The sequence below is a fragment of the Vreelandella piezotolerans genome (genome assembly GCF_012427705.1).
GTDB lineage: Bacteria > Pseudomonadota > Gammaproteobacteria > Pseudomonadales > Halomonadaceae > Vreelandella > Vreelandella piezotolerans.
The window spans coordinates 2,393,562-2,406,797 of the sequence record NZ_CP048602.1; the positions used below are offsets into that span (position 1 = coordinate 2,393,562).

At 62.5% G+C, this 13,236-nt stretch carries 9 protein-coding genes; 8 read left to right on the forward strand and 1 reads right to left on the reverse strand.

The window, feature by feature from the left end; translation table 11 throughout:
* The first annotated feature begins 4 nt into the window (after positions 1-4).
* The 8 genes from GYM47_RS11045 to GYM47_RS11080 all read left to right on the forward strand — a co-directional run bounded on the left by GYM47_RS11045 (position 5) and on the right by GYM47_RS11080 (position 11,403).
* Positions 5-727, forward strand: a complete 723-nt coding sequence (locus tag GYM47_RS11045; RefSeq protein ID WP_153842835.1) for an urea amidolyase associated protein UAAP1 — start codon at positions 5-7, stop codon at positions 725-727.
* 11 nt (positions 728-738) lie between these two features.
* A complete protein-coding gene (locus GYM47_RS11050) occupies positions 739-1,377 on the forward strand; it encodes an urea amidolyase associated protein UAAP2 (protein WP_153842834.1) in 639 nt (212 codons plus the stop codon).
* Positions 1,378-1,452: 75 nt separating this feature from the next.
* Complete coding sequence (gene uca, locus GYM47_RS11055; protein WP_153842833.1) at positions 1,453-5,079, forward strand: urea carboxylase; 3,627 nt, start codon at positions 1,453-1,455, stop codon at positions 5,077-5,079.
* Positions 5,076-6,155, forward strand: coding sequence for an isopenicillin N synthase family dioxygenase (locus GYM47_RS11060; RefSeq protein WP_153842832.1), 1,080 nt, complete (start codon positions 5,076-5,078; stop codon positions 6,153-6,155). Before uca ends, GYM47_RS11060 begins: the two co-directional genes overlap by 4 nt.
* Positions 6,152-6,877 (forward strand): hypothetical protein, encoded by a 726-nt coding sequence (locus GYM47_RS11065; RefSeq protein WP_194928573.1) that lies wholly within the window; start codon positions 6,152-6,154, stop codon positions 6,875-6,877. Before GYM47_RS11060 ends, GYM47_RS11065 begins: the two co-directional genes overlap by 4 nt.
* A complete protein-coding gene (gene atzF / locus GYM47_RS11070) occupies positions 6,874-8,694 on the forward strand; it encodes an allophanate hydrolase (protein WP_153842831.1) in 1,821 nt (606 codons plus the stop codon). Before GYM47_RS11065 ends, atzF begins: the two co-directional genes overlap by 4 nt.
* Positions 8,695-8,990: 296 nt before the next feature.
* Positions 8,991-9,347 carry a hypothetical protein gene (locus GYM47_RS11075; RefSeq protein WP_153842830.1) on the forward strand — a complete coding sequence of 119 codons (357 nt, stop codon included), beginning with the start codon at positions 8,991-8,993 and terminating at the stop codon, positions 9,345-9,347.
* Between the two features lie 10 nt (positions 9,348-9,357).
* Positions 9,358-11,403: a pyrroloquinoline quinone-dependent dehydrogenase gene (locus GYM47_RS11080; protein WP_196781550.1), complete on the forward strand. Its 2,046-nt coding sequence runs from the start codon at positions 9,358-9,360 to the stop codon at positions 11,401-11,403.
* Positions 11,404-11,514: 111 nt separating this feature from the next.
* On the opposite strand, the gene leuA is transcribed toward GYM47_RS11080, so the two are convergent.
* The gene (leuA, locus tag GYM47_RS11085; RefSeq protein WP_153842829.1) at positions 11,515-13,221 is read right to left on the reverse strand and encodes a 2-isopropylmalate synthase; all 1,707 of its coding nucleotides are present in this window, start codon (positions 13,219-13,221) and stop codon (positions 11,515-11,517) included.
* Positions 13,222-13,236 lie beyond the last annotated feature (15 nt).

Sequence of the window (13,236 nt, forward strand, 5' to 3'; positions counted from 1 at the left end):
TTTGATGACCCACGATGCACACTACACCACCCACCTGCCCGGCGGGCACCACTGGTCGCTGCGCCTGCGCCGTGGCACGACGCTGACGCTGACCGCCAAACAGGCCGATAGCAACGTCGGGCTTTTGTGCTACAACCCCGAAAACCTGCTGGAACGCTTGAACCTGCCGGACACCTTGAAGGCCCAGCACACCTTCAAGCTCACCCAGGGTCACTGCCTCTACTCGGACATGGGGCGCATCTTCGCCTCGATCACCCACGATGACCTTGGCTGGCACGACAGCGTGGGCGGCAACCTGATGCCCCACCATCTGCTGGCCAAAGGCTGGCAACCGGTGAGCTATCAGCAGGCGCACAACGACTGGACGCGCACCGGCTTCGACGCCTTCCTGGTCGAACTGGCCAAGTATGGCCTAGGGCGCCGCGACATGGCGGCCAACCTCAACCTGTTCTCCCGGGTCGAGAGCGATGACGCAGGCAAGCTGAGCTACGTCAGCGACCACTGCCAGCCAGGCAACCGCGTCACGCTGCGCTTCGAGATGGATACCCTGGTGCTGCTGCACACCTGCCCCCACCCGCTGGATCCCGCCGCCGACTATCCACGGCGCGGCGTCGATATCGCGCTGGGCATCGCCGAGGCGCCCAACGAAGACGACCCCTGCTACCGCTCGCGGCCCGAAAACGCCCGCGGATTTGCCAACAACCGCCTTTACCACCTCGGCCTGTAAGGGAGAACCGCATGATCATCGAAAGCACCCTACGCCCCGAAAATGCCGTCAGCCGAACCACGGTGAACGCGGGCGACCACTACATCGGCGTCGTCAAGCGTGGCCAAACCCTGCGCATTCTCGACTTAGAGGGCAACCAGGCCGCCGACACCCTGTTCTTCAGCGCCGCTGACACCGCCGAGCACTACAGCGCCATGGATACCGTTCGCGAACAGGGAGCCGTCTACCTGACCGCGGGCTCCAAGCTGATCTCCAGCGAAGGCCGCACGATGCTGACGCTCACCGCCGACACCTGCGGCCGCCACGACACCTTGGGCGGTGCCTGCGCCAGCGAAAGCAACACCGTGCGTTACGACCTGGAGAAGCGCCATATGCACTCCTGCCGTGACAACTGGATGCAGGCCATTGTCAACCATCCAGAGTACGGCCTGACCAAGCGCGACATCACCCACAACATCAACTTCTTCATGAACGTGCCGGTCACCGCCGACGGCGGGCTGACCTTCGAGGATGGCATCTCCGCGCCGGGCAAATACGTGGAGATGGTCGCCGAGATGGACGTGATCGTGCTGGTCTCCAACTGCCCCCAGCTCAACAACCCCTGTAACGGCTACGACCCCACGCCCATCGAGCTGTTGGTTTGGGAATGACCCGTTCGCCCTAGGGACGACCCTAGAAGGCAAAGCAACCTGCGGGACGACCCGCCTTTGTTTGCAGGCAGAGCCATGTCCACCCAGAAAACGTTTAGCAAAGTCCTGATTGCCAACCGCGGCGCCATTGCCGCGCGAATCTTACGCACGCTCAATGCGCTAGGCGTGGGCAGTGTCGTGGTGTATGCCGATGCCGACCGCGATGCCCCCTACGTGCATCGAGCCGATGAGGCGTATGCCCTTGGCGAGGGCGGCGCCAGCGACACCTATCTCGACATCGACAAGCTGATTGCCATCGCCCAGCAGAGTGGCGCCCAGGCGATCCACCCCGGCTACGGATTTCTCTCGGAGAATACCCGCTTCATCACCGCCTGCGATGCCGCTGGGCTGACGTTTCTCGGCCCCACCGCCGAACAGATACGCCAGTTCGGCCTCAAGCACGAAGCCCGCGCGCTCGCCGAACGGGCGGGCGTACCGCTGGTACCCGGCTCGGCGCTGCTCGACAGCCTCGACGACGCCAGGCAGGCCGCCGAGCGGATCGGCTATCCGGTGATGCTCAAATCCACGGCGGGCGGCGGCGGCATCGGCATGCAGGTGTGCCGCACCCCGGCAGAACTCGAGCGCGCCTTCGAATCGGTGAAAGGCCTGGGCGAGCGCAATTTCGGCGATGGCGGCGTCTTTCTGGAAGCCTATATCGCCCGCGCCCGCCACCTGGAAGTGCAGCTATTTGGCGACGGCCAGGGCAGCGTCATCGCCCTCGGTGAGCGCGACTGTTCCACCCAGCGCCGCCACCAAAAAGTGCTGGAGGAGTGCCCGGCGCCGAACCTCCCCGACGCCGTTCGCCAAGCGCTGCACGCCACGGCGGTGCAGCTAGGCAAAGCGGTCAACTACCGCAGCGCGGGCACCGTCGAGTTCATCTACGATGCCGAGCGCGAAGCCTTCTACTTCCTGGAGGTCAATACCCGCCTTCAAGTGGAGCACGGCGTTACAGAGCTGGTCTACGGCGTGGACATCGTCGAGTGGATGATCCGACTCGGCGCCGGTGCGCTGCCCGACCTGGAAGGCCTGGCCCAAGGCCTCGCCCCCCACGGCCACGCCGTGCAGGCGCGCCTCTACGCCGAAGACCCCGCCCACGACTTTCGCCCCAGCGCCGGTCTGCTGACGGACGTTCGCTTTCCCGAGGCCAGCGGCCTGCGCATCGACCACGCCATCGAGGCGGGCCTGGAGGTCTCACCGCTGTTCGACCCCATGCTGGCCAAGGTGATGGTGCATGCCGCCAGCCGCGGGCAGGCCACCGCCGAGCTGGCAGATGCCCTGGACAGCGCCAGCGTCTACGGCATTACCACCAACTGCCGCTGGCTGGCTCACGTGCTGCGCGCCGAGCGCTTTCAGCAGGCGGATATCGACACCCACTGGCTCACGACACTGGATTGGGCACCGCCCGCCATCGAAGTGCTCACACCAGGCACGCTGACCACGATTCAAGACTTCCCCGGCCGCCAGGGCCACTGGGACGTGGGCGTGCCGCCTTCCGGCCCGTTCGACGACTGGTCGTTTCGGCTGGGCAACCGCCTGCTCGACAACCCACCAGAGGCCGCGGGCCTGGAGATCACTCTCCAAGGCCCCACGCTGCGCTTTCATCGGGCCACCCAGATCGTGCTCGCCGGGGCTGAACTCTCCGCCTCGCTGGAGGGTCGCGCCATCGACCGCTGGGCCGTCATCGACGTGCCCGCCGGTGCCACGCTGACGCTGGGCAAGGCCACCGCAGGCGCCCGCGCCTATCTGCTGGTGCGTCACGGTATCGAGTGCCCGCGCTACCTGGGCTCTCGCAGTACCTTTACGCTCGGCCAATTTGGCGGCCACGGGGGCCGCGCCCTGCGCAGCGGCGACATGCTCACCCTGCCTGCGCTGACCCCGGCTCCCCAGCGCACCCTCGATAGCGCGCTGGTGCCCGCCATCGGTCGCGCAGCGTCCGACGTCACGGAGATTGCCGTACTGTATGGCCCCCACGGCGCGCCGGATTTTTTTACCGACGCCGATATCGACCGCTTTTTCGACCACGAGTGGGCGGTGCACTACAACTCCAGCCGCACCGGCGTGCGCCTGATCGGCCCGCGGCCGGAGTGGGCTCGGGCAGACGGCGGCGAGGCAGGGCTACACCCCTCGAACATCCACGATAACGCCTACGCCTTTGGCACCATCGACTTTACCGGCGACATGCCGGTCATTCTGGGCCCGGACGGCCCGTCATTGGGGGGGTTCGTCTGCCCCGCCACCGTGGTGCGCGCCGAACGCTGGAAGCTTGGCCAGCTCACCGCCGGTGACAAAGTACGCTTCTTTCCGGTCACCTTGGCCACCGCCCGGGCGCTGGAGGAGCGCCAGCTCGCCCAATTGGCGTCGCTGACACCAGCACCCGACGTGACGCTCGACTGGGAGCAGAGCACCCCGGTGCTGCGCGACGTTCCTGCCGAAGAGGCGGGTGAGCGCATCGTTTACCGCCGGGCTGGGGACGACTTCCTACTGATCGAATTCGGCGCCATGGAGTTGGACATCGCCCTACGCTTTCGCGTCCACGCCTGGATGCTGTGGCTGCAAGAACACTCCATTGCGGGCCTGCGAGAGCTCACCCCCGGCATCCGCTCGCTGCAGGTGCATTTCGAACCGCGGGAGCTGACCCTTGACGCGCTGCTTGACCACCTGCGCGAAGCCGAACAGGCGCTGGTGGACGTCGAGTCGCTGGAAGTGGCGTCTCGGGTCGTGCACCTGCCCCTCTCTTGGGACGATCCCGCCTGCCAGGAAGCCATCGACAAGTATCAGCGCAGCGTACGTCCCGACGCCCCCTGGTGCCCCAGCAACCTGGATTTCATACGCCGAATCAACGCCCTCGAGAGCGAACGGCAAGTGCGCGACATCGTCTTCAACGCCCGCTACTTGGTGATGGGGCTGGGCGATGTCTACCTAGGAGCGCCGGTCGCCACTCCCCTCGATCCGCGCCAACGCCTGGTCACCACCAAATACAACCCGGCGCGTACCTGGACGGCGGAAAACTCGGTGGGGATTGGCGGCGCGTATCTCTGCGTGTATGGCATGGAGGGCCCCGGCGGCTACCAGTTCGTGGGCCGCACGCTGCAGATGTGGAACCGCTACCGCACGACTCGGCACTTCGACAACCCGTGGCTGCTGCGCTTTTTCGATCAGCTGCGCTTTTATGAAGTGAGTCACGACGAGCTGCAGCACATCCGCCGCGACTTCCCCCACGGGCGCTTCGATCTCTCCATCGAGACGACCCGTTTCACACTGGCCGACTACCAAGCCGAGATCGAGGCTAACGCCGAGGCCATCGAGGCGTTTCGCACCCGGCGTGAGCAGGCCTTTCAAGCGGAAATGGCCGCTTGGCGTGCCAATGGCCAGTTCACCTTCGAAGATCAAGCCCCGGCAAGCGCCGACGTCGACGCGCTCGACGAAGACGAGTTGGGGATCGAAAGCCCAGTCACCGGCAGCCTATGGAAACTGCTGGTCAAGGAGGGCGAGCAGGTCAGCGCGGGTCAACCCGTGGCGCTGGTGGAGTCGATGAAAATGGAGGTCGAGGTCACCGCCCACTGCGCCGGACGGGTCGTCCGGCTGCCGCTCGCCGAAGGCGCGGCCCTCGGCCCCGGCCAGCCGCTGGTGGTACTTATCCAGGAAGAGGAGGCCAACGCATGAGCACACCCACTGGCAACCAGCGCTTGGCGGGCTTTCAGGCGATTCCTGTCATCGACATTCACCCCCTGCTACATGGGGACGATCAGGCAAAGCGTGAGGTGGCCGCAGAACTGGGGCGCGCCGCCCGTGACGTGGGTTTCTTCCAAATGGTGGGCCACGGCATCGATGACTCGCTGCGCGACGGGCTGATTCACCAGGCCAAACGCTTCTTTGCCCAGCCCGAAGCGACCAAAATGGAGCGCTACATCGGCCTCTATCACCACCATCGCGGCTATGTGCCGCCCGGCGAAGAGTCGCCAGACCCGGCCAAGCCCGATATGAAAGAGGCCTTCGACCTCGCGTTCGAGCTACCCAGCGATGACCCTGCAGTGCTAGCCGGAACGCCGCTGCTCGGTCCCAATCCCTGGCCCGACCTAGAGGGCTTCAAGGAACCCGTAGCCACTTACTATGACGCGGCCTACCACGTCGGGCGCGCACTAATGGGCGGCTTTGCCATGGCATTGGGGCTTGCGCCCGAGCAGCTGCTGCAGTTCGTCAACAAGCCGCCCAGCCAGCTACGCCTGATCCACTACCCCTACAACCCCGATGCCGAGGACGCACAAGGCATCGGCGCCCACACGGACTACGAATGCTTTACCCTGCTGCTGCCCACCGCCCCCGGGCTCGAGGTGATGAATGGCAACGGCGAGTGGATCGACGTGCCGTTCAAGGAGGGCGCCTTGGTCGTCAACATTGGCGATATGCTGGAGATCTGGAGCAACGGCGAATTCGTCGCCACCTCTCACCGGGTACGCAAAGTGAAGGAGGAGCGCTACTCGTTTCCGCTGTTTTTCGCCTGCGATTACCCCACCAGGGTCGCCCCGCTCCCCGAACTCGTCGCTCGCCATGGGCAGGCCCACTACGGCGCTCTGACCGCAGGCGACCACCTCTATGCCCAAACCATCCAAACCTTTCGCTACCTACGCGAGCGCTTGGCAGCGGGCGAGATTACGCTCCCAGAGGACGCCAGAGAAGTTGGTACCCTGGGCCAGCACGGCAAGCAAAAAGCGCCGGGCAGCACGGGAGCGACGTCATGACGATGCCACTTCCCAGCGTGCATCCAGCGTACCAAGGGGCGTGGCAGCGCACGCTCTATGCCGAGCCCCACACACCGCCGTACCGGGCAACCGATACCACCACCCGGGTGGTGTGGCTACAGGGCCAGCAGTGGCATGCCGACTTGCGCATCCCCCTCGAATCACCTGACTTCAGCCACGTTCAAAGCCTCGCAGCGTGCAACCGAGCGCAGCTCGAGTGGTTGGCCAGCCTGACGGCCTTTGCAGGGCTGACCCAAATAGATGGCGGTGTATGCACCTGGCATCGCCTGCAGGATCTCTGCCCTAGCCTGGAGAAAGACGTGGGCCTGCTGCGCTGGCAGGCGGATACGCTGGAAGAGCGGCACCCGGTCGGACACTACGTCGAGCATTGGCAGCGGCTCACGGCACCCAGCGCGGCGGAGACGGTACGCGTCGATGGGCAGGGCCGGCTGCGCTGGCTGGCGCTCGGCGATCACGCCATGGCCATCACCCCCCGCCCACCCATCGCCGATCAATCCGACCCCTTCGCGCTACCCCGCCACGCCAGCCTCGACGATCTGCGCCGGCGAGCCAGCCTGTGCATCGACTACTGCCAACGCGGCCCAAACGGGTGGCACATCGAGCTCTCCACACAGCCCTGGAGGCAGGATCATGTCTTGAACGACGCCACCTGCTCTTCAACCAATGCTATGACGCCCGCCTTCCCAAGGAGCCCATCATGACACGCTCTATTTCCCTGGATATCGCCAGCCTCCATACCGCCTATCAACAAGGTGCCCTGACCCCCCCTCAGCTCATCGACGAGCTGCTGGCTCAAGCTGAACGCCACGGCGCCGAGCCGGCTTGGATAACGCGTTTGGATCGCGCGCAGTTGGCCCCTTACCTGCAGCGTCTGGAGGGTGAGTCGCCGGAGACGCTGCCGCTCTACGGTATTCCCTTTGCCATCAAAGACAACATCGATCTGGCGGGGATGCCGACCACTGCTGGCAGCCCGGCCTACGCCTATACGCCCCGAGAGAGCGCCTTCGTGGTACAACGGCTGATCGATGCGGGCGCGATACCCATGGGGAAAACCAACCTCGATCAGTTTGCCACTGGGCTGGTGGGTGAGCGTGCCCTGGATGTGTACGGCACGCCGGCCAACGCTTTCGACCCAGAGCGGGTGCCGGGGGGCTCCAGTAGCGGCTCGGCGGTCGTCACAGCCGCAGGCATGGTGAGCTTCGCGCTAGGCACCGATACCGCCGGTTCCGGCCGCGTGCCCGCCTGCTTCCACAATTTATACGGCGTCAAACCTAGCCTTGGCCTGCTCAGCACCCGCGGCGTCGTGCCCGCCTGCGCCACGCTGGACACCATTAGCCTCTTTACCCTCACCGCCGACGATGCCGCCAAGGTGCTCGGTGTGACGGCGGTCTATGACGATCAGTGCGCCTGGTCGCGAAAGCATGACTTTGCCGTGTACGGTCAACGCTATGGACAGGCGCCTGCGACCTTCCGGTTTGGGGTGCCGCTGGCGTCTCAATGGCACACCGATGCGGCCTATACTCAGGGGATGCAACAGGCGATTGCCGAGCTGGAGGCTCTTGGCGGGGAAAAAGTCGAGCTGGACTGTACGCCGCTACTGGCCGCCGCACGCTTGCTGTACGAAGGGCCCTGGGTGGCCGAGCGCTACCATGTCATCCGCGAGTTGATGCAGCGTGACCCGCAGGCGGTGCACCCTGTCACCTTCGATATCACGCAAGGCGGCGCGACTCCGCTGGCGGTGGATGCCTTCGATGCACGCTACAAGCTCGCCGAATTCAAACGCCAGGCCGATGCCCTGATTGGCCAGGTGGACGTGATGCTCTCGCCCACCACGGTGACCCACCCCACCAAGGCAGACGTGGCCGCCGACCCGATTGGCGTGAACTCGCGCCTGGGCACCTGGACCAACTTCATGAACCTGCTCGACTACAGCGCGCTGGCAGTGCCCATCGGATTTACGGACGACAATCTGCCGGTAGGCATCACGCTATTTGGGCCCGTGTTCGATGACTTGTCACTGCTCTCTCTGGGCCGAGCCCTCGAAGCACGCTCGATGCTGCCGTTAGGCGCCTCGGGTATCGCCCGCTCGGCGTTGGCTGCCCATGCCACCACTGCTCAAGACGGCACGCTAGAGCTGGTGGTATGCGGCGCGCACCTGCAAGGCCTGCCGCTCAATCACCAGTTGACCGAACGGGGCGGCCAACTGATCAGCACCACCCATAGCGCGCCCCGCTACAAGCTCTTCGCACTAGCGGGTGGGCCGCCCAAACGCCCGGCCATGCTGCGCGACGAGCATGGCCAAGCCATCGAAGTGGAAGTATGGCGCTTACCCATCGCCACCATTGGCAGCTTGTTAGCCGGTATTCCTGCACCGCTCGGCTTGGGCCAAGTGGAGCTTGCCGACGGAAGCTGGAAATGTGGCTTCATCTGCACCGCCGGTGCGCTCAATGAAGGGGGTAAGGCAGAGGACATCACCGCATTTGGCGGTTGGCGCGGATGGCTAGCGAGTCATTCATAGCTCCCACCTATAAGGCTCATCTCGTGGATGAGCCTTTTAAACCAGACACCCGGATACCAGCATGTTTGCGGTGCCTCCTACTTTATGCGAACCAAGTCATTGAGCCCTTTATTTGAGATAGGTCATTTAGCTTTGCCCCATCTCTGCTTACGAAAACGGGATAGGCGACTTTGGAGCCTTTGCATGTTTCCAAATCGTAAGGATGAGGTTTTCTGCTAGGTTTATAAGTCTAACTCTGCTTGATGCGGCGTTAGATTTCAGATCAGGAACCACCCACGGCAGGAGGCCAACTCGTCATGTCGTCATCTTTTCCCTCAAAATCGGGCGCGATCGTCCTGCTAATCGCGTCGCTTACGGGGCTTGCCATCGCGCTGTATGCCTATTTCACTCCACTGACCGGCGTCACTGGAACACTCGGTGCATTGGTAGCCATCTTGGCCTGTCTCGCGCTTGCCATATTGGCCCTGCTACTGGCGTCTACTCAAGGTCCCGGCACTGCCATTTTCCTACGGATACTCATTCTGCTGGGTCTCGGCGGCACGGGATTCGCCGCTGTGCTACTTCATCAATGGTGGATAGGCGTAGCCATGGTAGTAGGCCTAATAGGCCTGATACTCGACCTGATGCGCCCGGCGCGCCTTGTGCATTCTTAAGGAGCTGCTCATGACGACCCGTTTATCCCTCTCCAGCGCTCCACTGATGTCCTTTAAGCCTGGTTTAAGCGCGATGACCGCTTTGACCCTCGGCCTAACCCCGTTGCCGCTCATGGCTCAGGAGGTCTCAGTCGAGAACGAACCATCAACAGCGCAAGACAATGCTTCATTGGAAACAGCTTCTAGCGCCGCACCCATCCCATTGGTACCTGGAGAGCCCATCTGGGATAGCTTCCACGGCCAGCTCAACGCCCAGAAGTACAGCCCGCTCGATCAGATCACTGCAGATAACGTCGCCGATTTGGAAAAAGTCTGGGAGTTGCATACGGGCGATGTGGCCGATGGCTCAGGCGATTTGCCCGCGACGGTTTGGTCAGCCACGCCGGTGTTTGCCAATGACACGCTGTACATCGGCACGCCGTTTTACCGGATCCTGGCACTTGACCCTGCAAGTGGTGAAGAGAAATGGAGTTTCGATACACAATCCTCCTTGGAAGCTCTCACCCAGCCCGCCTTGAAGAATCGCGGTGTCGCCTATTGGGAGGCGACTGATTCAGAAGCAGGCGAGCCCTGCCAAAAAATAATCTACATGGGCACCATGGATGCCCAGCTGTTTGCAGTCGACGCCGATACCGGCGAACAGTGCGCAGACTTTGCCGAGAACGGCGTGCTCGACGTCAATCAATGGAACGACACCCACGATAAATGGCCCTTGTCATTACTGCAGCCACCCACCGTTGTGGGCGACCACTTGATTCTTGGCTGGGCAGGCAATGATTGGGCCTATGAGCAGGCGCCCCCTGGCACGGTCTTCTCCATCAATGCGCGCACCGGCGAGCGCGAATGGACATTCCAGGCGCTCTCTGATGAGGTGCGAGAGCAGAGCGGAACGGCTAACGTGTGGACACATATGTCCGCTGATGAAGAGCTAGGGTTAGTATATTTACCCGTGTCTTCGCCATCGCCCAACTACTGGGGCGGCAATCGCACCGAGGAAGTGCCCTTAGGAACATCCACCACCGCCGTGGATATCGAGACAGGCGAGGTGGTGTGGTCACGCCAATGGGTTCACCACGATATCTGGGATTACGATACCGTTGCGGCCCCGACGTTGATGGACATTACCGTCGATGGTGAAGAGATCCCGGCGCTGCTTCAGGCGACCAAAATGGGCTTTCTCTTCGTGGTGAATCGCGAAACCGGCGAGGACGTGTGGCCTATCGAAGAGCGGCCAGTGCCGAGCGGCGACGGTAGCGTCGAAGGTGAGGTTTACGCGCCCACCCAGCCATTCCCGACCAAACCGGTACCGCTGTTGGATCAATCCGAGAAACCCAACGTTTGGGCGCTTGCCGACGCAGTCAGCTTTGGCGAATGCTCGGCGCTCTGGGATGAACTCCGCTACGAAGGCATGTACACCCCACCGACGACTCAAGGTGAAGGCACGCTGGGCTATCCCATTAGCGCCGGCGGCGTGCAGTGGGGTGGAGTGGCCTTCGAGCCTGACAGCCAGACCGCTATCGTCAATACCTCGCACATCGTGCAGTACATCAAGCTATATGAGCGCGAGGCCTATGAAAAAGCAGATAGCGGATCAGGCAACGAAAGCGGCTTCGCCCCTCAGGAAGGAGCGCCCTACGGTATGCGTTTGGAAGTCGCGCTCAATCGCTGGGGCATGCCTTGCTGGGAGCCGCCCTTCGGCGAACTCGTTGCCATCGATATGACCACGGGAGACATCAAATGGCGCCGCCCAATGGGCGTTTCTCAACAGTATGGCTTCTTCATGCCCGAACGTTGGGGCTCGCCTACCATTGGCGGTCCAGCCGTCACCGCTGGTAACGTCATTTTCATCGGCGCCTCGATGGATGCCAAGGTACGTGCCTACTCGCTGGAAACCGGTGAGGAGCTATGGTCGGACCAAACCGAAGCCCCTTCCGTCTCCAACCCCGCGGTCTATGAGTACGAGGGCCGGCAATACGTCGCCTTCGTCTCTGGTGGCAATACCATTCTGAAAAATCAGGTAGGTGATCAGATCGCCGTTTACGCCCTGCCAGAATAGCGTCGGCGGTTGAGGCATCCATTAACGGAGCGGCCTATAGGGGCAGCTCCGTTTTGATTAACGCCCCCTTTCAGTGCGCAGATATCCTTTTTGGAGGGATCGTCTGAGCACTTATCCCAATGTCGCTGCCGTCACGTTTGCCGCTGCGGGCTGAGTGGAGTAGTGGCGATTAATGGCGCTCAGCACTCCCTTCATGGAGGCGCTGGTGATGCTCTCATCGGTGCCTACGCCGAACACCGCTTTGCCATCGATACGCACCTCGACGTAGGCGATGGCCTCGGCATCGGCTCCCTGGCCACGGGAGTGCTCGTGGTAGTCGATGATTTCCACCTCTTGCCCGCTTGCCACCAGCGCTTTGATGAACGCGGCCAGCGGGCCGTTGCCTTCGCCGGTCAGAGTTTGCCGCTGACCACCATTCTCGACCGTCGCTTCCAGCGCCACATTAGGGCTATCTGGCTCGGACGAGAGGCGATGGTTGACCAGTGCCAGGGGTGAGCGCTGTTCCAAGTATTCGTCGGCGAAGGCTTGGTAGATCATCTGCGAGGTGATCTCTTTACCCGTGCGGTCGGCGACTTCCTGGACCACTTGGCTGAACTCGATAGAGAGTCTGCGCGGCAGTTCGATCCCGTACTCCTGCTCTAGTAAGTAGGAGATACCGCCCTTGCCCGACTGGCTATTCACGCGAATGACCGCTTCGTAGCTACGGCCAACGTCTAGGGGGTCGATGGGCAAGTAGGGAACATCCCACGGCGCTTCAGGGTGAACGCGACGGTCGGCCATGCCCTTTTTGATGGCATCCTGGTGAGAGCCCGAGAATGCGGTGAAGACCAGATCGCCCACATAGGGGTGACGTGGGTGAACGGGCAGCTGGTTACAATACTCGGCCTCACGCATGATGGGAGTGATGTTGGAGAAGTCGAGCTGCGGATGAACGCCTTGGGTATACATGTTCATCGCCAGCGTGACGATATCCACGTTACCCGTACGCTCGCCGTTGCCAAACAGCGTGCCCTCGACGCGATCCGCTCCCGCCATCAGCGTTAGCTCGGCGGCCGCCACGCCAGTGCCACGGTCGTTGTGCGGGTGAACGCTGACGATCAGGGTATCGCGCTTTTTCACATGGCGGCAGAACAACTCGATCTGGTCGGCGTAGTTGTTCGGCGTGGCGACTTCCACCGTGGCCGGCAGGTTGACGATCATTTTATTGTCGACGCTAGGGCCAAAGGTATCCATCACCGCCTCGACGATCTCGACGGCGAAGTCCATCTCGGTGGTGGTGAATAGCTCGGGGGAGTACTGAAAAGTCCAGTTCGTCTCCGGGTTGGCCGCCATCAAGTCACGAATCTGCGCCGTCGCTTCGACAGCAATCTGCACGCACTCGGTTTTATCCACGTTGAACACCACCCGACGAAACATCGGGTCGGTGGCATTGTAGACGTGAACGATGGCGTTCTTGACGCCCTTCAACGCCTCGAAGGTGCGCTCGATCAAGTGTGGACGCGCTTGGGTCAGGACCTGAATGGTCACGTCCTCAGGAATTTTGTCTTGCTCGATCAGCGAACGTACGAAGTCGAAGTCGGTTTGCGAGGCGGAAGGGAAACCCACTTCGATCTCTTTGAAACCGATTTTCAAGAGCATGTCGAACAGGCGCTGTTTACGCTCTTGATCCATCGGATCGATTAGCGACTGGTTGCCATCGCGCAGGTCCACGCTGCACCAGATGGGCGGTGTGTCGATACGCTGGCTTGGCCACTGGCGGTCAGGCAAGTCCACGGCCACGAAGGGGCGATACTTTTTAGAGGGGTCGGACAGCATCATAGTGGCGCTCCTGTC